The sequence below is a fragment of the Arachnia propionica genome (genome assembly GCF_037055325.1).
In the GTDB taxonomy this organism is placed as follows: domain Bacteria; phylum Actinomycetota; class Actinomycetes; order Propionibacteriales; family Propionibacteriaceae; genus Arachnia.
Window position 1 is genome coordinate 562,470 of record NZ_CP146373.1, and the last position, 21,328, is coordinate 583,797.

Below are 21,328 nucleotides of genomic sequence, written 5' to 3' on the forward strand. Positions count from 1 at the left end.
AGAGACGGGGCCCGCAGGAACTGAGATTCCTGCGGGCCCCGTCTTCAGTGTTTCTCAGCCACCGGTCTTCGGCAATCCAGGCCTGATGAGCACCGGAGGTGATGAGGGCACCGGCGTCGGGGACTCCGACGGCGAAGGACTCGGCGACGGCGAAGGACTCGGCGACGGCGAAGGACTCGGCGACGGCGAAGGACTCGGCGACGGCGACTCCACTGGGGGTGGAGGAGACACCGGGGTGCAGGCCTGCGCCGAGGACTGCTCCCCGCTGAATGTGAGGGTGGCCCGGTTCAACAGTCCCGTCCCGTTCTCTCCCGCATCCAGCGTGCAATCAGTAGCTGCATCCGCGATTCCTGTGGATACCTTTGCCCGAACCTCGACGACAAAGACGTGCGAGGCTCCTCCCGCGATAGTTTGGTTGCTCACAAGGACCTTGTCCTTGACACCATCAAAACCGGCATTGGCTGCTGGGCCGCCCTCCGTCGACACCAACGTCACCTTCTCGACAGAAATCCCCTTCCCCGGGGCAGGGGCGTCGCTGAGGTCATAGGAACCCGTCTGGGTTCCGGTGTTCGTCACCGTGATCTTGTACGTGGTGGTCGCCTCTGCACCTTCTTCATGAGTCTCCTGGACTTCCTTGGTCACCTTCACATCCGGAGGGTTGAGGAAGGTGTTGACAGCCGTGATGCCAATCTCGGAGATCGTATTCGGGTCGTTGGTTTCAACCGGGATGGCATTGGCCCAGTCACCCGGGGTCACCTCGTGGCTGGTGGCTCCACCAGTATCTGTTTCCTCACCGAAGCAGCGTGCTCCCAGGGGCAGTTTGACCTCCGCCCCGGTGGCATCGGTGGCTGTGACGCTCTGTCCACCCTTGAGCTTGACGGGCCCGCTGAACACGGTCGTACCGGCTGCCCCGTTGTCATCAGGCACCTGACAGGTGACAGCGACGGTGAACTCTTTCTCCTTGGCGGCCTCCACGGCTGCTTCGTCCCCATTCAGTTCCTTGGTGACCTTGACCTTCCCAGCCGAGTAGTAGTTGGTGAGTGAGGCCTTGACGCTCTGGCCCACCGCTTTGTCCGCATCCCAGCCGATGGTCACGGTACTGGAGGGAGGTTGTGCTTGTGGATCGGCATCTGCAGCGTCCGTCTCCGTGACCACGCAGGTGCTGCCAACCGGGATCCCGGTGATCGCATCGCTATCCGCCGAGGTGGCGGCGTCCGCCACTTTCACCTTGACATCGGCTCTGTTCAGTACTTCCTTGCCATCCAAGGTGCAGACCACGGAGAAGGTGAACTCGTCCCCTCCCGCGAACGGAACCACGCCCTGTCCTTCGAGTTGTTTGCTCACGGTGAGAGCGCCACTTGCCACATAGCCCGCATCGACGGTCGGATCGTCTGTGTTCTCCGGCAGCACCACGGGAGTGGTCTGGCCGGTGGTGGCATCGGCATTCGAGTCGAGAGCGGGATCAGACCCGGCTGCCTGCTGGGTGAAACCATCCGCAGCTTTCCCGAAGGTAACGGTGTATCCGGTCGCGTCGGAAGCCCGCAGATTCGGGAATCCGTAGGCACCCTGGGCGTCTGTCTTCGTGCTGAGCGAGACCGCATTGCCCAGGTCGTCGGTGCCCTTCAGACTGACCTCCACCCCGGCCACGGGCGGCTCATTCGATCCGTCGAACTGGTCCTGGATCCCGTTACGGTTGATGTCCAGCCAGGTGCGGTCACCGATGCTGCTGCTCACCACCCGTTCCGTGCGGGCAATCGGCCCGACAGGGAACTGGAAACCCACTGCCCGGGCGAACGCCTTGTTGGTGTAGACGTCCCCCTCAGCGTTTCCGACCCCGGCCATGGTGATGTCGAACTCGAGGACTTCACCCGAGCCGAAGGCACCCGGCTGGATAACTCGAAGGGCAGTGACCTCGGAGGCTGCGGTCGGGCAGGTACCCGTGCCGTACACCACAGTGCCTCCCGCAGGGGAGTCGCACCACGCGGTGCTTCCCGCTGCGGAATTGCTGGCGTCATCAGGATCCTGATTAACCTCACCGGCCGAGGTGTAGAGAATCCTTGCGGCCGCTGTTCCCTTGGTGATGGCAGCCGACTGAAACTCGAAGGTTCCGGAGAACTTCGTCTCGGCGACATTCGTCAAACCGCTCGTGACATCGTTGCGGGGAAGAACATCAATGACGTCAGGATTTTTCACGGAGTCAGCCTCGGGACTGGGTAGCGTGTTGGTCAGGCGCACCCGCCACTTGTTCGGCTCGTTGGTGGTCTGGCCCGGCAGGTTCACCTGAGTTACGGGAGTGAGAGCTGTTTTCTGCAGCTTGATCCCGGCCAGGTTCGCGGTGACGATCTCCGCCTGATCGGTACGTTGTGCCAAGGTGGAGGCGTCGTCCTCGGCCCAGACCACGACGTCGTTGACATACGTACCGTTGACCGCGGCCGGGGAGATCTCGGTGGTGACAACGATGGGCTCCAAGGCCTTGTTCACCTCATGGCCGGGGAACACCCACCTCAGGTAGGTCTCCCCCTCGTCGCAGGCCGGACGTTTGGCATCAGCCGGGGTGGAACCCTCGGAGACCACGGCCGGGCTGATCGAGGCGGAGGTGAAGGCAGCGGCTGTAGGAAGGCAGTCCTCCACCCACACGTCCTTCAGAATGCCGGGCACCTGGGCCGGTGAGGTCAGGGAAGCAGTGAGCTGAAACTGGGCGGTGTCGCCTCCTGTCACCTGCGGAGGAACCGAGCTGAACTCGCCAGAGGTCCCCTTGCGAACCTGCTTGTCCACCCGGACCTGAGCGGCTGCCAGGATGAGACGGTCCCCGTACTGACCGGAGTGGTTCGCCGGGTCATAGCTGGAACGCCCCCAGGCGGAGCTATTGTCCAGGAGTTCTTGTCGGGTCAGTTCCGACATGTTGGCCCGTTTCACGCTGGCCCAGTTCGGCAGGATGTCGCCAGTGGGGCGGCCAGAGTCAACCACCTCGTGGCTGATGGCCACAACCATCCGGACCCCGACACCGACCGTCTCATTGTTGGCGACAGGTTCAGGCAGCACCGTGTAGATGCGCACCCGGGAAACCGCGGAATAGACTCCCCGGGCCAGCAGATCCGGATCATTGCCTGGAACAGCGGCCGGATCGTCGTACCAAGGGCCTTGGGCCTCGCCACACTCCGATGCTTCACCGTTGCCTCCGGGCGCCGCGGAGTACTGAACCTGGATGCTGGGCACCTGGGAGGAATCTGTCGCATAGGCGGCTTTGCCGTCCACCAAAGCATTGTTGTAGCCGGAAACCCATACAGGCGAACCGGCGGAAGCAACCTTTTGGAAATGGGCGTTGGGATCGGTGCTGGACGGGACGTTTCTGGCCTCAAGGCGCAGGCGTGAGCTGTCCCAGGAATCACACATCAGTGCGCTGATCTTTCCGGGAAACCCGGGATTGCTACCGACTATCTCGAGCTGGGACTGGATGTCCTGGGTGGGAGCCACCGTAATGCCCCCGGACATTCGGGTGGCACCTCCTGCCGGGCCTTCGCCCTGGGCTGAATCCGACGGACTGAATTTTTGTGCGCTCATGTTCCCTGGGCTTCCAGGAACGCCTTCGAAAGATTTGGAGAAACCCGTCCCCACGCTGACCTGGGGAGTGGTGCTCCGGTGATTGTTCCAGTCCTTCTCGTCTTTCGAGTCGTCACCGGGAGCTGCGCTGGTCTGGACATCCGCGGCGGTCAGCCCGGTTATGTTCAGGTTGGTGTAGGAGTTCTTGGTGGCAAGAGTCCAGGTGTTGTCCGCCTCCACACCGAAATCCTTGATGGTTGCCACAGGCGTGTAGACGATGAACGATGTGGAGATCGCGTAGGCCGTGTCCGCTGGGATGGCATTCCCGGCTGGCCTGAGTGTCTGTTTCGGATAGGTCCACAGGGTCATGTCAGCATTCTTGACCGTGAACTTGGCGGGCTGTCCCGGGCCGGCCTGGCTGATTTCAACCGTTCCCGAGTCCCGCACCGAATTCAGCGAAGTTCCACCGCTCACGCCGATCTTCGGGCCGGGTGCGCTGTAGAAGTAGTCGTACGGGTAGACACGGCTGCCGTACTTCTCCAGGTCCGCCTTGATGGCTGCGATCTTTCCTGCATCAAGCCCGGGATACATCGCCTCGGGAGTCACGTCGTCGGTCCACGTGACGTCCCCTGTCGCGGGCATGGCTCCTTTCCCACCGGTGGGAGCACCGATGAGCGCGGTGTAGGCGGTCATCTTGCAGGTCGCGGCCTTGTCCCATGGGCAGGAGGTGTTGGTGGGGCCATACACGTAACCTTGGTTCGGCGAGGATGAAATGCTGTTCTTGGAGATGTCCCACTTCAACCGGGAGGACGCGGTGACGGTGGCCGCCGTGGGACTGGAGACATTGGTTGCGCCATCCGCGCTGAGCTCGGCAGAGGCCAGCGGTAGGGCGGTGCCGTTGCGCACGAGATTGCTGACCTTGGCCGTGAAATCGAAGAAATCAGAGCTGGCAGCAGGTTTGTTCCCGAGATTGCAGACGAGGCTCTGTGCAGGCATGGAATCCAGCGAGTTCGCCGTCAACGGAAGCTGTGGTGTAGGCAGTTTCTCCGGAGTCAGGGCCGATCCCGCCCCTGTGCAGAATCCGGGCAGCTCCTCCATGTAGATTCCCTTAGGGAAATCGATCTTGACGGTGGTGTTGTCCCCAGCATCCTGGTTCACCCCGTACTGGACCCTGTAGGTGATGCTGTCGTTGACCCGGACAATTCCGTTGGTTGCACTGGAATCGTTTCCCGCCGAGTCGTCGGCATCGAATGACGGAGTGCCGTCGCTCTTGACCGTGACATCAATGCTCAGTTGCGGGGCGGCGTTCGCGACCATGGGGAGCATCCCCCCGGTCAAGGCACCGATCCCCAGAATGGTCAGGGCACGTGTTCTCCACCTGCCAATGGTCTTCAAAACCATTTCTTCCCCCCCTGGCTACATCAAGTAGATACCTTTCGCCGGGAACCGGCGAAAATCAAGCAGCTGAATCATAACTGCAAATGTCGCTCGATGCTAACCAGAGATAGGAAACCAAGCTCCATCCGGTGAATCGCGTTCAGGGACGCTCCCCAGGATCGATTAGCCGGAGAACAAGAACCGCTCCCGCGAGGTCACTCCCGGAAGTAGAATGCTTCTCGGGTGCAGGCGGCGCCATCGGCATCTTCGAGGGTTCTACCACTGGCTTCAGCCATTTCGAGAGCGTCTTGGAGAGTCAACGCGGCATTTCTCCTAACAACCGTTCTCCGCATCGAATCGTGGAGCAGAGCGAAGTGGATGGTTCCGGTTAGTTTCTCGAAGGTCAGGATGGACCGTGTAAGTACGTCCAGAAATCCCCCTACTACAACAGATCACGCCCGACATCGAATGCCCATGTCTCTGAGCAAGGGCATGGCCAGCAGGGCCATCCCCGATGATGATGCAGCTGTCCATCCCGGCGATTCTTTCGGTGACGATCATTGCCCGGCGAGAAGATCGCCTGTTCGCGGGATTCTCGAGAACCCCACGAACAGGCGCCACATACCGTTTCTGCGGCTAGCTGTCTTGACCCTTGGCCCGCTCCAGTGCCCGTTTCCTGGCCGTTTCGGAACGCTCAGCGATGCGCTGGGCGTTCTGCTCATCCCGGGTCAAGTTGCGACCAGATTCGGGATCGAAGACCATCATGTTCTCCGGCATGAAGTAGAGCCGAGCCTCTTCACCCTCCAGGATCTGGGATCTGGGATCGAGGTTGACGACGAACTGGGTGCGCATACCCTCGCCATCGAGGTCCCGATCAAGTTCCTCCAGAGTGCTCTGCACTGAGGGATCGGACTGGAACGGGATGTAGGCGTACTGCTCGTTGCCGAGCCATTCGGTGACGTCGGCGACCGAGTTGAAGACCACTGCTCCGGCGGGAGGTGTAGCCACATCTGCGTCCTTGATGTGTTCGGGGCGCAACCCGACGATGACGACCTTCTTGCCGGCCAGGTCCTCACGGGCACCGTCGGGAATAGGAACGGTGGCCATGGGAAGTTCCAGATGATCCTCCTGGACTGTGGCAGGAAGGAAGTTCATCGGGGGCGACCCGATGAAACCCGCGACAAACAGGTTCGCCGGCTCCTCGTACAGTTCCCGAGGGGAGGCGCACTGCTGCAACACCCCTCGTTTCATCACCGCGACCCTGTCTCCCAGCGTCATGGCCTCAGTCTGATCGTGGGTGACGTAGATGGTGGTGATGCCCAGCCTGCGTTGCAGCCGGGAGATCTCCGTGCGCATCTGGCCACGCAGCTTGGCATCGAGGTTGCTCAACGGCTCATCAAAGAGGAACGCATCAGCCTCACGGACGATCGCACGTCCCATGGCGACACGCTGACGCTGTCCACCCGACAAGTTGGCGGGTTTGCGTTCCAGGTGCTCCGTCAGCTCCAGCATCTCGGCCGCCTGATCCACACGGCGACGGATCTCCTGTTCCGGGATCTTGTTTCGGTTGAGGCGCAACGGGAATGCGATGTTCTCCCGAACTGTCAGGTGCGGGTACAGAGCGTAGTTCTGGAAGACCATGGCAAGGTTGCGGTCCTTGGGAGCCAGATCGTTCACGGTTTTCCCGTCAATCAGCAGCTCCCCGGAGGTGATGTCCTCCAGCCCGACAACCATGCGCAGGGTCGTCGACTTACCGCACCCGGACGGACCGACGAAGATCATGAACTCGCCGTCAGCGATGTCCAGATTGATGTCTTTGACAGCCTTAAAACCGTCTCCGTACTCCTTGACGATGTTCTTGAGGGTGATTTGGGCCATAACTTTCTGCTCCTTGTCGGGGTCAGCCCTTGACTGCGCCAGAGGTGAGGCCGGAGACAATCCGGCGCTGGAAGATGAGGACAAGCACGACCACGGGAACCGTCACGACGACACCCGCAGCACAGATAGCACCGGTGGGCGACTCGAACTGGCTGGCGCCAGTGAAGAAGGCCAGCGCCGCCGGAACGGTGCGTGCCTTGTCGCTGGTGAGCGAGATCGCGAAGACGAAATCGTTCCATGCCGTGAAGAACACGATGATCGCGGTGGTAAAAACTCCGGGCGCAGCCAAGGGCACGATCACCTTGCGGAACGCCTCCCAACTGGTCGCGCCATCAACTTGGGCTGCTTGTTCCATCTCCCAGGGAATCTGCTGGAAGAAGGCGGACAGGGTCCAGATCGACAGCGGCAATGTCAGCACCAGGTAGGGCAGGATCAATCCTGGGATGGTGTCGAACAGGTGGATCTGGCGCCACAGATCGAACAGCGGAGTGACCAGCGAGATCACAGGGAAGAACGAAACCGTGAGCGCGGTACCGAGGATGAGCCGCTTGCCAGGGAAATCGAGCCTGGCGATGGCGTAGGCGCAGAAGGTTGCGAGAATTACTGCGATAAGCGTCGCGACAAGCGTCACCAGAATCGAATTGAGCAAGGCGGGAAGGAACAGGTCCTTCGCTCCCCCGGTGAAGATCAGCTCGTAGTTCTCGAGGGTGGGGTGCACGGCCCAGAAATTGCCGTCGGCACGGTCTGCACTCGGTTTGAGCGACAGGTTGACGATCCAGATCAGCGGGATGATCGTGTAGACGATGATCGCCACGGTTGCGACGATCTGCCAGAACTTCTGGCCAGCGGTGAGTTCACGAGTCATGTCCGCTCACCTCCTTCCCCGGGCGAGGTCCACACGGAAGCCCTTGACGAAGATCACTGCGATGATGACCACGCACAGGAACAGCAGCACCGATACGGCAGAGCCGAGACCCACCTCCGTGCGCGAGATGGTCTGGTTGTAGGCGACCAATGACAACGAGGCCGTATCGTGGCTGCCCGCGGTCATGATGAAGATGTTGTCAAAAATGCGGAAGGCGTCAAGGGTGCGGAACAACAGCGCGACCATGATTGCCGACTTCATATTGGGCAACACGACACGCCGCATCCGCTCACCCCACGTGGCCCCATCAACGATCGCGGCCTCCTCCATGGCCGAATCGATCTGGGTGAGACCCGCCAGCAGCAGCAGGGACATGAAGGGGGTGGTCTTCCAGATCTCGGAGACACAGATCGGGACCATGGAGGTCCAGAACCCACCAAACCAGTTGAAATCCTTGGGGAATGCCCCAAAGCTCAGGCTGTGCAGCAGGGGATCGACGAATCCAGTGTCAGTGGCAAAGGCGTAGAACCAGGAGAACGCCGAGACCACGGTGATGATCGAGTACGGGATCAGCACCACGGTGCGAAGCAACCCACGACCCAGGATGATCTTGGCCATCGCCAAGGCGATCAGGAAACCGAGGACGAGCTCCACCACCACCGTGACGATAGTGATGAACGCAGTGGTACCGAAGGCCTGCCACCAGAGCGGGTCGCGCAGGATGATCAGGTAGTTCTCCAGGAACACGAACCTCTGCCCACCGGGATCGGTGAGACGATGTTTGAACAGGGAACTGTAGACGGCCTGGAGGATCGGGTAGAAGGTCACCAGCACCATGATCACGAAGGCAGGGCCTGCAAGTTTCCAACCGAGCCTGCGTTCCTCCTTGGCGCGATCCGATACGTGCGACCCGCCGGAACTGGACTTGCTCACAGCAATGCCTCCCCCTTGAGAACCTTCATGATCAGATCAGTGGACTGCTTTGGTGTGGTCGCTGGATCCACTGATTCAGGCGGCGACCACGTTCGCTGGACCGCCGTCGACAGATCCCCGTAGTAGGCGGTGCGGGGACGCTGGACCGCGGCTTCAAGCGATTCTCTAATGGCATCGGCCATCGGGAACTGTTCACGGATCTTGGCATCCCCGAAGACCGCGGCCCTGGAGGCCGGGTTACCAGTGCCCAGCATGTAGTCCTTCTGGTGCTCCTCGCTGGTGATGCACTTGATCGCCTTCCAGGCCATGTCCTGCTTCTGAGAGGCCGAGTTCACCCCGAGCTCGATCCCACCGAACGGCGGCGCGGACTCCTTGTCCGCATCCACCCGGGGATAGGTGGTCCAGGCGACGTCATCGATGAAGGAGACACCGTTCGCCTTCATCGCCGCGTAGACGTAGGGCCAGTTCAGCATGAATCCCGAGCTGTCCTCGGCCTGGAACATGTTGAGCGACATGGTCTCATCCATCGATGACATCGCGGGTCCGACAACTCCGGAATGGGAGAGCTTCGAAATAACAGTTGCTGCCCGCTGACCAGCTGGGGTATCGAACCCCAGCTTGGTGTCCTCAGCAGCGGCTCCCTCGTTCTCGACGATCTTCCCTCCAGCTCCTGCGACCAGCGCATTGACCAGAACGGTGTATCCCTCGTAACGCTTTCCCTGCACCGCGATGTCCTTGCCGGTCGCCTTGGCAGCCTCCATCAGTTGCTCGAAGGTGACGGGCTGTGTCATGTCGAGACCGGCCTGCTGCGCCACAGATTTCCGATACCACAGCAGCTGAGTGTTGGCCCAGAATGGCGCAGCGACCAGCTTGCCTTTCCAGTTGGATGCGTCCAATGAGCCCTTCACCCGGTCTGCGGTGAAGTCTTGTGCGTACTGCTCCGGGACATCCACCAGATAGTTGGCCTCAGCGAATTCCGGTACAACCACTGGATCCAGGCTCATGATGTCGACCCCGGTATCACGGGCCGCCAGTCGCCGGATGAGCTGTTGCCGCTGGTCCGATGCGTCGTTGGGTAGTTGTTCCACCCTGATGGTGTACTCGCCGCCGGAGGCCGCGCTGCACTCGGCAGCTAGCTGCGCCTGCCCACCCCCGGTAGCGGAGGATCCACCGCCATCGGGGTTAATGAACCAAGTCAGCGTCGTCCCTCCCCCCGATCCTGACGAGCACGCCGCCAAGCCCGGTGCAATCAGAGCAGCGGTCGCCAGAAAAGCGACTGCCCTAGTTTTGAACCTCATCGTTCTCCTCACGAACTGCAAAGTTCTCTCTGCCTTGAAACTGCGTGTTCTCGCCACCCTAGAGGAAATCCAGGTCATGTGGGGGAAAATCCAAGTTTTGGCACGTCCGCTCGTGCTCGGCTTCTGGATCACACGCGACACTCGAAACGACGAACGCCCCGCCTGGTGATGTCCCACCCAGACGAGGCGCAGAAAAGCTCCCCGGACTGGACTCGAACCAGTAACCCTTCGATTAACAGTCGAATGCTCTGCCAATTGAGCTACCAGGGATCGTCGCGGCCTACTGGCCACGCGGAGAGACTCTAGCAGTCTCTCTCCGGGAACGCCAATCAGCTCGGTTGAAGCATGATGGAGCTCTCCACTCCCGCCAGAACAAGGTGATCGACGCGGTTGAAACAGCGCAGCTCTGTGTCATCACCGGGAAACAAGCGAAACCACGAAACCGAGGTGTTGTCGAGAGCGAACCAGCTCGAGGTCTCCCCCATGATCTGGCCGGATCGCCGAGACAGCTCGGAGGGACAGAACAGGGCGGTGGCGAGCAAGGAACCGATGGCACCGTGGCTGACGAGCGCCACACAATCGTCAGGACCGAAGTCCTTGCGCAACCACGTCGCCAGCCGCATGGCACGTTCGATCGCCTGATCACGGGTCTCGAACGGCCCTTTCCACCAGCCCTCCTCCGTCACGTCGTCCGGAAGCAGGATCCGGGGTGAGACTTTCTGGAGCACCGATCGGGGCGACCCCGGATGGTGGCGGTGATCCATGATCAGGCCGGTGAACGGTCCGCTGCGCTCCATCAGGTCTGCTCTGACCATCACGTCCACGCCGAGGCTCTCCGCCACAGGGGCCGCGGTTTCCAAGGCCCGCATGAAAGGCGAGGAGAACACGTGAGTCGGGCGCGGAGTGAATCCCGGAAACCAGTCGGCCAGGGCCCTGGCCTGAGTTCGTCCGAGTTCAGTCAAGCCAGGGTCGGGAACTCTGAGCGTCTCGTCGCGTTTTTCGGCCCAGGTCTTGTTGTTGGTGGATTCGGCGTGCCTGATAAAGATGATGTCCACGGGGAAGAACTTATCGTTCAGAGCCCGTATTCGGATCGCAGCCGGTCGGTCTCGGCCACCACAAAGGCCGCCGTCCTGGGGTCCTCCAGGCTGGCCTCACCGCTGGCGCTGGCCAGCCAGGTCACGCCCCCGTCCAGAAGGTTACGACGGGCGATGATCTGCACAGCCCCGCGCGGCAGGTCGTGATTGACGGTCATCACCGTCGATGCGAGCACCCGCTCCCGGAAGATTGACAACAGCTCGCCCGGAGAGTCGAGCACACATTCGTGGCGTTCCCCACCAGCTTCCCAGAACAGCACGGAGTCCTCTTCCTGCCACCCCCCGTGCAGCACCTCATCCCATCCCCAGCCACGCCACCGGCCCTCGAGTCGCGCAACAAACATGCCCGTGGTGGCCACCACCACTCCCCCCGGCCCTTCAGCCCATCCGAGCTGGCGGCCTCGGGAGCCAGTCACCGCCTCCACCTCTGAGCGATGCGGCATGTGACGACGCATTCGGTTCGGCATGCACCAATTGTGCCCACAAACAGGCGGAGTGTTTTCCCACGCGTCCCAGGTGTTGTCACTTTTTTCCTCGGTGTTGGCGATCTGCCTGAGACACTGGACCCGCCCCTGACGCGATGGCAGCGTTCCGCACATGAACACCACAAAACTGGTTTTCTCGAGCCCATTGCTCAACGCTGAGGAAGAGAGGGAACTTGCCCGGAAAATCGAGGCAGGTGTCTACGCAACACATCTGGTCGTAACCGACGATCGACGCCACCCCCGCAGCGCACTGAAGCGCATCATCGAGAACGGTTCCCACGCCCGGGAAACTCTCTTCCGAGCAAATCTCCGGCTCGTCATGAAACTCACAGGCAAAGCCGTGAAACGCACGGGCCTCCCCCTCGACGACCTGTTCCAGGAAGGATGCCTGGCGCTGGGAGAAGCCATTCAGCACTTCGACCACACACGTGGCACGCGTTTCAGTACGCTCGCTCACGAGTACGTATCACGGGCTCTGGCGCGCTCCGCGTACACCCGATGCGGAAGCCTCGACCTAGTGAGACCCGTCAACGACGGTCGTCGCCCGATACTGTTCACGGACCTGGATCAAGCGCCATCTCACCTGCTCTCCTGCGAAGGTGGATTTGACGCGGTGGAGCTCTCCTCCATGGATTTCCTAGACCTGCTGGGAGTGGGTGGAACGGTGCTGAAGTTACGTTTCGGAATCGGAACCGCCTGCCGGACACGAAGCCAGACCGGAGCCGTGCTCGGGATGTCGGCGACGAGCGTCAAACGGCTTGAGGAACGCGCCCTAGCTGAGGCGCGTCAACTGTTGAACGCGGACCACTGCCGGATCGAGGTCATCAGGAGAAACTCTGTTCCAAGAGGTGTTTGCGGCGCAGCTCGAGCCCGGTCAGTTCCTCGAACATCGCCTCGTGCGATTCCGGTTCCTTGAGAGGGTCAGTTCTCTGAAGCCTTGATTTCAACCCGGTTATCCGTCGGGAAAGATCCGCCAGCTGGAGCCGGTTCGTGTGAGCCAGGGAATATTTCTCGTCCGCCTGCCGCATGAGGGGTTCGACGAGCAGCATCACGAGCAGTTGGAGCACCAGTTCGTTGGGGCAGTATCGTCGCAGCTCCTCCGTCCACCCGTCCCCCGGTTCGGTTGCGGAGATCACCCGGAACACCGCGGCATAGCCGGGGTGGGTGAACTGCTCGGGCTGAACCGAGTTCCAAGCCTGGTCGAAGGTGAACGGGTACTGGAGCATCAGCTTCAGGGTGTCGCGTTCCAGTTGCAGCGCCGGGTCGTTCGGATCAGGCCAGTCAGCATCGGTCCTGCCAGAACGCAGATTGGTGTGCTGGCCGGAGCTGCTCCCCGGAGCCTGGCGGGACCGGTTCGCAACCTCCCTGCGTACATCCTCCAGGTCCATGCCAAGCATCTGGGCCAGATCCCGCAGGTACTGGTTCACCAAGGAACGGTCACGGATCGCGCCCAGCAGACCAGCAGCCTCACGGAGTGCTCCTAGGCGACCGTCAGCGCGTTCAAGGTCGTAGCCCTTCAGGACGTTGGACATCACAAATCGGTACAGCGGTATCCGCCTGCCGACGAGTTCCCGGACCGCTGCATCCCCGTCGCGCTGCCAGAGGTCACAGGGATCGAGGCCCGATGGCTCGACCGCAACATAGGTCTGAACCATGAAGTTATGGTCTCCTTGGAACACCTTCAACGCGGCCTTCTGTCCTGCCGCATCGCCGTCGAAGGTAAAGACCACCTCACCGTGCAGCCCATCATGGGTACCAAGGAGCCGCTGGAGCATGCGGGCGTGGTCATCGCCGAAGGCAGTGCCACAACTGGCCACTGCGGTGTCGACCCCGGACAGGTGGGCAGCCATCACGTCGGTGTACCCCTCGACCACCACGGCCTGCGCGCGTTTCCCGATGGCCCTGCGGGCAAGATCCAGGCCGTAGAGCACGTGGGATTTCTTGTAGACGGGGGTTTCGGGGGTGTTGATGTACTTGGCAGGCAGCCGGTCGTCGTCGAAGATCCGACGACCACCGAAACCCAGCACGGAGCTGGCCGAGTCGCGGATCGGCCACAGCAGCCTTCCGGCAAAGAAATCGCGGCCACCGTCACGCACGAGTCCCGCGGCCCTCAGCGTGGCCTCGTCGAAACCCCGCGAGATGAGCGCCTGCCTGAGCGCGTGTCCGCCACGGGGAGCGTAGCCGAGCACGAACTGCTCCGCGACGGTCCGGTCGAACCCCCGCTGGTCGAGGAACTGACGCGCCGTCACAGCCTCCGGAGAGGCCAACTGGGCGGCGAAGAACTCCTGGGCGGCGGCGTTCGCCTCAAGGATTCGTTTGCGCTGTCCCGGTGGCTGACCTGGCCCTTGGCCGTCATCAGTGATCCTCAGGGTGATTCCGGCACGATCCGCGAGGGTCTGCACTGCCTCGGTGAAACTGAGGTTCTGCTGGCGTTGCAGGAAGGTGATGACGTCACCGCCCTCACCACACCCGAAGCAGTAGAAGAAGCCACGCGACGGGGTGACGGTGAAGCTCGGGGTCTTTTCGTCGTGGAACGGGCACAGCCCTTTCCACGACCCGCCGCCCGCGGAGCGCAGGGCAACGTAGTCGCGGACCACGTCATCTATCCGGCAGCGCTCCCGAACCAGCGCGATGTCCTCGTCGTTTATCCGCCCTGCCATGGCGGGAAGTGTAGTGCTGGTTCACAACCAGCCGCGTTCGGTGGCAATCCGTGCCGCTTCCACCCGGTTGGCTGCACCTGTCTTGCCGATTGCACTGGACAGGTGGTTGCGCACCGTTCCTGGGGACAGGAACAGTTTCCGGGCCAGCCTTGCGACGGGTTCCCCGCCCCGGGCCAGACTCAGCACCTCCTGTTCCCTGGCGGTCAAGGGGTTGGGGCCGCTGAACAGCAGATCGTTGGCGAGCTGCGGATCCACGGTACGAAGACCCGCGTGGGCACGCCGCACCACCTCTGCAAGCCGCGCCGCCGGGGTGGTCTTCACCACGAAACCGACGGCCCCCGCGTCCACTGCGCGCTTCAGATAACCGGGACGATCAAAAGTGGTCACCATCACCACCCGCACCCCGGGAAGCTGATCCCGGACCTGCCGGGCCGCTTCCACGCCATCGATACCTGGCATCTGAATGTCCAACAGACACACATCAACCCCGGTTTCCCGGGCCGCGGCAACCACCTCATCACCTCGCCCCACCTGAGCAACCACCTCAATGTCGGGTTCGAGGTCGAGCAGCGTTCCCATGGCCCCGCGGACGAGCGCCTGATCGTCAGCAAGCAGCACCCTGATCACCACATCGCCACCACCTCGAAGCCTCCGAGCGGGGATGAACCGCAGCGAAACTCACCGCCGGCCGCGGCCACTCGCTCCCGCATTCCAGCAAGGCCGTTGCCCTCTCCCCCGGCATATCCGTCACCGTCGTCGACGACCGAGAACCTTCCGGGGGCAAAGGAGATCTCGACGCGTGTGGCGTGCGCGTGGCGCAGCACGTTGGTGACTGCTTCCCGCAGCACCCAGCCGAGCACGAGCCCGACAGGCCCGGTCACCTCGTGCGGATCCCCGGTGACGGCGACCTCAAGACCACCCGAGAACAGCGCGTCGCGGACGCCGTCGAGTTCCTCCTCGATGGTTCGCCCGCGGTGGTCGGTAACGCTGCGCCGCAGTTCCTCCTGGGCCTCGCCCAGGAAGATCCGGGTCCGGGCCAGCTCGGCGCGGGCACGTTCCGGGTCGGAGTCGAACAGGCGTTCCGCCAGCTGAAGCTGGAGGTTCGCCACGGTCAGGGAGTGCGCGAGCAGGTCGTGGACGTCGCGGGCCATCCGTTCTCGCTGCTCCAAGGCGGCGCGCCGCCGGGCCTGGTCGGAGATGACGATCCCGCTCTCGATCGTCTTCACGGTGAGCAAGCCGAGAACGGCGACGAGCGCGGTGATGAGCATGTTGACGCTGTTGCCGACATCCGGTTCGTTCATCAGAGCCAGAATCAGGAAACCGGAACCGACCAGCACGACAACGGCAGGCAGGCGTACCGGGGGCCACAGGCCGTAGCTGGCGAAGGTGACCAGGAAGGGCAGCAGACTGATCGCGTCAAGGCCGATGGCCCAGCAGAGCACCCCCATCACCGCCAGCACGAAACCGCCCCGCAGCAGCTGCCAGCGCCTACCAGCCGCGTCGAGCTGGCTCCCCAGGTCTCGGAAACCCGCGAGGTAGACGGGAACGAAGAGGACCAACGCGAGCAGGCCCACGAAGCAGCGGACCCGGTCCTCCAGCGCCATCAGGGAATGAACCGGGAAAATGAGGCACACCAGCCAGACGGAGGCGATCAGGACCCCGACGCGGGGGCCCTTGACCGCCTCCAGCAGCCAGTTCCTGAAACGTTTCACTGGCGCTTCCTGGAGCGTCTCTGGCCAAGCACCGCCAACCCGGAGAAGACCAGCAGCCAGGCGAGATAGTTGGCGACCGGCAGCCAGATCGAGTCGGTCTGAAGCGGATCGGTCTGCTGGATCTCACCCTCGACTTGCGGGTACCTCACGAGGTTAACATAACCGTACATGGGGGTGAACCTGGCAATGTCGAGCATCGCGCCGGTGAGGGGCATGAACATGTTCCCGAGGAAGGCCAGGAAAACCACGGTTCCCGACGCCACGCCGGCGGCGCTCTCGGATTTGAGCAGCAATCCCATCGCCAGCCCGTAGACCCCGAACAGCCCCGCACCGAGGATGCCGATGGCCCAGGAAGCCACCCAGACCCACCAGGCATCGGCCTTGGCGCCGGTGAGGGCCCCGACGATGAACACCAGGCTGGAGGAAAGGGCCCCGAGCACGAGGGCGACCGCGACCTTGTTCGCGACGAAACCCAGCGGCTGCTGCTTGGTCAGGGCCAGCTGGCGGCCCCAGCCCAGCATCGACTCAGTGGCCGCCGTGGCGGCGATGGCGGTGGCGGCGATGACGGCACCGTATGCCCCCATGGACGACATGACGTAGAACCCGACCGTGCCCCGGCCCCACTGGACATCGGAGTACTGGGCCCTGCCGAACAGCAGGTACATGAACACCGGCATGGCGAAGGTGAACAGCAGGTTGGTGACGTCCCGGAAACAACGGACCAGGTCAATGCGGATGTAGGTGAGATTCACGTTGATCACCTCGTCTCCGTGAGGGCGAGGAAGGCGTCCTCCAGGCTGGGGGCGACCACCTCCAGGTCGTGGGCACCCCGCTGCAGCAGGGCCAGCGCCAAGGCGTCGGAATCGGGAACCATCACGCTGAGACGGGATCCTTCCAGAGTGGCGTTCCTGCCGAGGAGTGTCCGGAGTTCCGCCACCAGGGCATCTGCACGATCCACCGGCAGCAGGGCGGTGACATGGCGGTGGCTGGTCAGGGCACGGATCTGATCGACCGTACCGTCGGCGATGATGTTGCCCTTTGCGATGAGCACGATCCGGTCGGCGAAGTTCTGCGCCTCCTCCAGGTAGTGGGTGGCGAACACGATGGTGCGGCCCCTTTCCGCCTGCTGGTGCATGGCTTCCCAGAAGTCGCGCCGGGCGGTGACGTCGAGTCCCGCGGTGGGTTCGTCGAGGATCAGCACCTGGGGGTCGGTGAGCAGGGCCAGGGCGAACTTGATCCGTTGCTGTTCCCCGCCGGAGCAGCGGGAGACGCGTCTCAGGGCGATCTTCTCCAGCCCGGCAACCGACATCACCGCCCCGATCCGGGAGGTGGCATCCTGCAGGGCGGCGATCGCCCGGATGGTCTCGCCGACGCTCATGTCACGCAGCAGACCCCCCGTCTGCAGCACCGCCCCGACCATTCCCCGCCGGATGGCCTCCCGGGGTTTCAGATCGCAGACCCGAGCCGTTCCCGAGGTGGGGCCGGTCAGCCCCAGCACCATGTCGAGGGTGGTGGTTTTCCCGGCCCCGTTGGGACCGAGGAAGGCGACGACCTCCCCCGGCTCTATGACCACGTCGATTCCGGACACGGCCTCGACGAGGCCGCTGGGGCTGCGGAAGGTCTTTCGCAGCTGCTGCAACTCAATGGCGTTCATGTACTCAGGATCACAACCGGCCAGGCCCCGGACCCGGGGCGGCAATCACGATTCCGGCATGACAAATATCACGCCCGGTCTTGCGAACAAGGGTTCAGGCTCCCCGCCCGATACCCTTGGGCAGCAGCGCCCGGTCCCAGCCGAGCAGGCGTTCTGCGTGGTCAAAGGCGAACCGATCGGTCATGCCCCCGACGTAGGTCACGGCCCCGCGCACAGCGTTCTCGGTGCGGTACTCGGCAGGCAGTTGCTCGGGGTGTTCCAGGAAGTACTCGACCAGCCCACGCAGCACATCCACCACCGTGCGGGACTGCGCCACCGACTCGGGACGGGTGTAGATGCGTTCGTAGTTGAAACGGCGGAGCTCCCCCAAGGCCTCGGCGGTCAGCGGGTCCATGCCGACGGTGCCGGTGGTCATGGTGGTCTCGATCACGGCCCCGATGAACCGTGCCAACTGGATGCGGCGCTCGGTGCCGACCACCTCGGTCACCGCCGGGGGCAGCTCGGCGGTGGTGACGATTCCCGCCGCGATGGCGTCCTCCAGGTCATGGGCGCAGTAGGCGATCCGGTCGGCCCAGCTGACGATCTCCCCCTCCAGGGTGGCGGGTGCGGGTCGTGACCAGGAGTGGTTGCGGATGCCGTCGAGGGTCTGGGAGGTCAGGTTCAGGCTTTTGAGTACCACGTCGGCACCCCACGGGCCGTGGTCGTAGCCCTCCGGCAGGAAGGCGTCGAAGGCATCCTCGGAGGCGTGACCGCCGGGGCCGTGACCACAGTCGTGGCCGAGCGCCATGGCATCGGTGAGGACCGGGTTCGCCCCGATCCCGCGGGCGATGGCGACGGCGCACTGCGCCACCTCTATGGCGTGGGTCAGCCGGGTGCGCTGGTGATCGGTCGGGTGGACGACCACCTGGGTCTTGCCCGCCAGCCTCCGGAAAGAGGCCGAGTGGACGATGCGGTCCCGGTCACGTTCGAAACAGGTGCGGAACTCGCAGGGTTCCTCCTCCCGCTGCCGCTGCCCCGCGCCGGAGGCGAAGGTTGCCGCCGAGTTGAGGCTGAGCCTTTCCAGTTCCTCCCTTTCCTCCCTGCGCCTGGGTGGGTAGGGCATGACCCGGGCCTCGGAGTCGCGGTGGGCCACCACCACGTCATCGCCGTGGCCGTGCATGGTCCTGGCCCATTCGCGGGCTCTGGGGAGCGGTTCGTTCATCGGGGAAAGCCTACGAGGTCCCGGAAAGCCGCACCTCGTACACTCACCGGTTCGGGCGGATTCAGCGTTCGTCGCGGGGCAGCCATTTCGTGAGCTCGTTGCCGGTGTAGAGCTGACGCGGCCGGCCGATCCGCTGAGCGGGATCGTCGTTGACCTCTTTCCAGTGCGCTATCCATCCCGCGGTGCGCCCGATGGCGAACAGCACCGTGAACATGTCGAGGGGAATCCCGATGGCCCGCAGAATGATGCCCGAGTAGAAGTCGACGTTCGGGTAGAGACGACGCTCCGCGAAGTAGTCGTCGGCCAGTGCCGCATCCTCCACCTCCCGGGCGATGTCGAGCAGCGGATCGTCGATGTGCATCGACTCCAGGAGCTCGTGGGCGGCTTTCTTGAGGATCTTCGCGCGCGGATCGAAGTTTCGGTAGACGCGGTGCCCGAACCCCATCAGCCGGACCCCGGATTTCCGGTCCTTGACCCTCGCCAGGTAGGAATCCACCGACATGCCCTCGTTGCGGATCTGTTCCAGCATCTCGATCACACCCATGTTCGCACCACCGTGCAGCGGCCCCCAGAGGGCCGTGACCCCCGCTGACACGGCGGTGAACAGGTTCGCACCACTGGATGCGACCATCCGCACCGTGGAGGTTGAACAGTTCTGTTCGTGGTCGGCGTGGAGGACGAAGAACATGTTCAACGCGTGGGCCACCTCGGGGGTGACCTCGTACTCCCGGTAGGGCACGGTGAACATCATGTGGAGGAAGTTCTCCGCGTAGGGCAGGTCGTAGCGTGGATAGGCAATGGGCTGGCCGATGTGGCTCTTGTAGGAGGCCGCCGCGATGGTTCGGGTCTTGGCCAGCAGCAGCGCCGCAGCCCTGCGGAACCCGGCCTCCCCCGTGATGTGGATCTCGGGCAGGTCGTAGGCCTGGATGGCGTTGATCATCGCGGAGAGGATCGCCATGGGGTGCGCGTCGACGGGGAAACCGTCGAAGTGTTTGCGCATGTCGCGATGGAGGGAGGAGTTCTCGGTCAGCAGCTGGCGGAACTCGTCGCGTTCGTTGTCGTCGGGGAGATCACCGAAGATCAGCAGCTCCGCCACCTCGATGAAGGAGGAGCGGGCGGCGAGATCCTCGATGGGAACCCCGCGGTATCGCAGGATGCCGTTTTCACCGTCGATGAAGGTGATGGCCGAGCGGCAGGAGCCGGTGTTGCTGTAGGAGTCGTCGAGGGTGATCAGGCCGGTGGTGGAGCGCAGCTTCGAGATGTCCACCGCCCTCTCCCCCTCGGTTCCGGTGACAAGGGGCAATTCGTGGGGGATGCCGTCGACGATCAGGGTCACGGTATCGGACATCGTGGCTCCTTCGTTTCTCGGGGATTCGATCACCGTATCCAGGTTGTGTGACGTCCCTGTTACGAAACGGTGAAGGAAATCCGTCGCTTATCCCCCGCTGACACCATCCTCGGCATCCGTGAGGTCGAGTTCGCAACCTCTGGTGTCAGAATACCAGCCGTGGGGAAGGACGACCCTGCCTCTGGGACCTCCCTGCCGGCCCCTCGGGGTGCCGAGTTCCTGGACCGGGAAGGGCTGGTCGGCGTCGAGGAGACCGACCAGCGTGCGCAACTCGTCGAGCGAGGCGACCATGGCGAATCGCCGCCTGAGTTCCCCGACGGGGTATCCCTTGAAGTACCAGGCCATGTGCTTGCGCAGATCCACCACCCCGCGTTCCCCCCTCAGAGCGGTCAGCAGCTCGGCATGACGGATGATCATGGCGCCGACCTCCCCCAGCGTGGGCCGGGCGCGCCGGGGTTCCCCGGCGAAGGCGGCCGCCAGGTCGCCGAACAACCACGGCCTGCCGAGGCAACCGCGTCCTATGACCACCCCGTCGCAACCGGTTTCGGCCATCATCCGCAACGCGTCCTCGGCCTCCCACAGATCACCGTTGCCCAGCACGGGGATGCTCACCGCCTGTTTGAGTTCCGCGATCCTGGACCAGTCCGCCCTGCCGGAGTAGGCCTGCTGCACGGTCCGGGCGTGCAGCGCGATGGCGGCGGCCCCCTCCTGTTCCGCGATGGTACCTGCGTCGAGGAAGGTTTCGTGGGCCTCGTCTATGCCGATCCGGGTCTTGACCGTGACAGGAACTCCGAATTCGTCGGCGGCCCGCACCGCCGCACGGATGATGGCACGCAGCCGGTCGCGTTTGTAGGGCAGCACCCCTCCCCCGCCCTTCCGGGTGACCTTGGGGACGGGGCAGCCGAAATTGAGGTCGATGTGGTGGACGCCGTGCCCGGTGATCAAGATCCTTACTGCCCGGGCCACGATCTCAGGGTCCACGCCGTAGAGCTGCACCGAGCGGATGGTCTCGCTCGGGTCGAAGACCAGCATGGAATGGGTCTTGTGATCGCCTGCGACGATTCCCCTCGAGGTCATCATCTCGCACACGTACAAACCGGCCCCCTGCTCCAGGCAGAGCGCCCGATAGGCGGCGTTCGTGATCCCGGCCATCGGGGCCAGCACCACCGGGAGCCCCACCACGACGGCGTCGCGTCGACTGGGTGCGTGCAGGCGTAACGGCTCGGTCACTCCGGTTCCCCTTCCATCTTTCGGACCGGGAGATTCTACGCGTGGTTGGATGG

Annotated in this window: 16 protein-coding genes and 1 tRNA gene; 1 reads left to right on the forward strand and 16 read right to left on the reverse strand. The window is 63.2% G+C overall.

Annotated elements, in window-relative coordinates; all coding sequences use genetic code 11:
- Positions 1-54: 54 nt before the first annotated feature.
- The 8 genes from V7R84_RS02565 to V7R84_RS02600 form a co-directional block, all read right to left on the reverse strand.
- Entirely contained in the window at positions 55-4,941 is a 4,887-nt protein-coding gene (locus tag V7R84_RS02565; RefSeq protein WP_338571719.1) for an SdrD B-like domain-containing protein, read from the reverse strand.
- Positions 4,942-5,553: 612 nt separating this feature from the next.
- Positions 5,554-6,795, reverse strand: coding sequence for a sn-glycerol-3-phosphate ABC transporter ATP-binding protein UgpC (locus V7R84_RS02570; RefSeq protein WP_338571721.1), 1,242 nt, complete (start codon positions 6,793-6,795; stop codon positions 5,554-5,556).
- A 22-nt stretch (positions 6,796-6,817) separates the two neighbouring features.
- Complete coding sequence (locus tag V7R84_RS02575; protein ID WP_338571724.1) at positions 6,818-7,660, reverse strand: carbohydrate ABC transporter permease; 843 nt, start codon at positions 7,658-7,660, stop codon at positions 6,818-6,820.
- A gap of 6 nt (positions 7,661-7,666) precedes the next feature.
- Positions 7,667-8,593 carry a sugar ABC transporter permease gene (locus V7R84_RS02580; RefSeq protein WP_338571726.1) on the reverse strand — a complete coding sequence of 309 codons (927 nt, stop codon included), beginning with the start codon at positions 8,591-8,593 and terminating at the stop codon, positions 7,667-7,669.
- Positions 8,590-9,891: an extracellular solute-binding protein gene (locus tag V7R84_RS02585; protein ID WP_338571727.1), complete on the reverse strand. Its 1,302-nt coding sequence runs from the start codon at positions 9,889-9,891 to the stop codon at positions 8,590-8,592. The genes V7R84_RS02580 and V7R84_RS02585 overlap by 4 nt, the downstream gene beginning before the upstream one ends.
- A 197-nt stretch (positions 9,892-10,088) precedes the next feature.
- A tRNA-Asn gene (locus tag V7R84_RS02590) sits at positions 10,089-10,161 on the reverse strand.
- A gap of 59 nt (positions 10,162-10,220) precedes the next feature.
- Entirely contained in the window at positions 10,221-10,946 is a 726-nt protein-coding gene (locus V7R84_RS02595; protein WP_338571728.1) for a histidine phosphatase family protein, read from the reverse strand.
- Between the two features lie 17 nt (positions 10,947-10,963).
- Positions 10,964-11,452, reverse strand: a complete 489-nt coding sequence (locus V7R84_RS02600; protein WP_338571729.1) for a hypothetical protein — start codon at positions 11,450-11,452, stop codon at positions 10,964-10,966.
- Positions 11,453-11,582: 130 nt separating this feature from the next.
- On the opposite strand from V7R84_RS02600, the gene V7R84_RS02605 reads away from it, so the two are divergent.
- A complete protein-coding gene (locus tag V7R84_RS02605; protein WP_338571731.1) occupies positions 11,583-12,386 on the forward strand; it encodes a sigma factor in 804 nt (267 codons plus the stop codon).
- Here V7R84_RS02605 and dnaG read toward each other — a convergent pair.
- The 8 genes from dnaG to dusB form a co-directional block, all read right to left on the reverse strand.
- Complete coding sequence (dnaG, locus tag V7R84_RS02610) at positions 12,295-14,130, reverse strand: DNA primase (protein WP_338571732.1); 1,836 nt, start codon at positions 14,128-14,130, stop codon at positions 12,295-12,297. The genes V7R84_RS02605 and dnaG overlap by 92 nt on opposite strands.
- Before the next feature lie 21 nt (positions 14,131-14,151).
- On the reverse strand, positions 14,152-14,757 hold the full coding sequence (locus V7R84_RS02615) for a response regulator transcription factor (protein WP_338571734.1): 606 nt from the start codon (positions 14,755-14,757) through the stop codon (positions 14,152-14,154).
- Positions 14,754-15,842 (reverse strand): sensor histidine kinase, encoded by a 1,089-nt coding sequence (locus V7R84_RS02620; RefSeq protein ID WP_338571736.1) that lies wholly within the window; start codon positions 15,840-15,842, stop codon positions 14,754-14,756. Before V7R84_RS02620 ends, V7R84_RS02615 begins: the two co-directional genes overlap by 4 nt.
- The gene (locus V7R84_RS02625) at positions 15,839-16,594 is read right to left on the reverse strand and encodes an ABC transporter permease (RefSeq protein WP_338571738.1); all 756 of its coding nucleotides are present in this window, start codon (positions 16,592-16,594) and stop codon (positions 15,839-15,841) included. Before V7R84_RS02625 ends, V7R84_RS02620 begins: the two co-directional genes overlap by 4 nt.
- 5 nt (positions 16,595-16,599) lie before the next feature.
- Positions 16,600-17,496: an ABC transporter ATP-binding protein gene (locus V7R84_RS02630; RefSeq protein WP_338571740.1), complete on the reverse strand. Its 897-nt coding sequence runs from the start codon at positions 17,494-17,496 to the stop codon at positions 16,600-16,602.
- Between the two features lie 94 nt (positions 17,497-17,590).
- Positions 17,591-18,697, reverse strand: a complete 1,107-nt coding sequence (locus tag V7R84_RS02635; protein WP_338571742.1) for an HD domain-containing protein — start codon at positions 18,695-18,697, stop codon at positions 17,591-17,593.
- 61 nt (positions 18,698-18,758) lie between these two features.
- Complete coding sequence (locus V7R84_RS02640; protein WP_338571744.1) at positions 18,759-20,045, reverse strand: citrate synthase; 1,287 nt, start codon at positions 20,043-20,045, stop codon at positions 18,759-18,761.
- A gap of 87 nt (positions 20,046-20,132) precedes the next feature.
- A complete protein-coding gene (gene dusB, locus V7R84_RS02645; protein ID WP_412728102.1) occupies positions 20,133-21,326 on the reverse strand; it encodes a tRNA dihydrouridine synthase DusB in 1,194 nt (397 codons plus the stop codon).
- Positions 21,327-21,328 lie beyond the last annotated feature (2 nt).

What these genes read in the sequence shown, in the direction of transcription:
- V7R84_RS02640 (WP_338571744.1), bottom strand. Translation starts at nt 20,045, where the DNA reads ATGTCCGATACCGTGACCCTGATCGTCGACGGCATCCCCCACGAATTG.
- V7R84_RS02565 (WP_338571719.1), bottom strand. Translation starts at nt 4,941, where the DNA reads ATGGTTTTGAAGACCATTGGCAGGTGGAGAACACGTGCCCTGACCATT.
- V7R84_RS02575 (WP_338571724.1), bottom strand. Translation starts at nt 7,660, where the DNA reads ATGACTCGTGAACTCACCGCTGGCCAGAAGTTCTGGCAGATCGTCGCA.
- V7R84_RS02630 (WP_338571740.1), bottom strand. Translation starts at nt 17,496, where the DNA reads ATGAACGCCATTGAGTTGCAGCAGCTGCGAAAGACCTTCCGCAGCCCC.
- V7R84_RS02635 (WP_338571742.1), bottom strand. Translation starts at nt 18,697, where the DNA reads ATGAACGAACCGCTCCCCAGAGCCCGCGAATGGGCCAGGACCATGCAC.
- V7R84_RS02585 (WP_338571727.1), bottom strand. Translation starts at nt 9,891, where the DNA reads ATGAGGTTCAAAACTAGGGCAGTCGCTTTTCTGGCGACCGCTGCTCTG.
- dnaG (WP_338571732.1), bottom strand. Translation starts at nt 14,130, where the DNA reads ATGGCAGGGCGGATAAACGACGAGGACATCGCGCTGGTTCGGGAGCGC.
- V7R84_RS02600 (WP_338571729.1), bottom strand. Translation starts at nt 11,452, where the DNA reads ATGCCGAACCGAATGCGTCGTCACATGCCGCATCGCTCAGAGGTGGAG.
- V7R84_RS02570 (WP_338571721.1), bottom strand. Translation starts at nt 6,795, where the DNA reads ATGGCCCAAATCACCCTCAAGAACATCGTCAAGGAGTACGGAGACGGT.
- V7R84_RS02605 (WP_338571731.1), top strand. Translation starts at nt 11,583, where the DNA reads ATGAACACCACAAAACTGGTTTTCTCGAGCCCATTGCTCAACGCTGAG.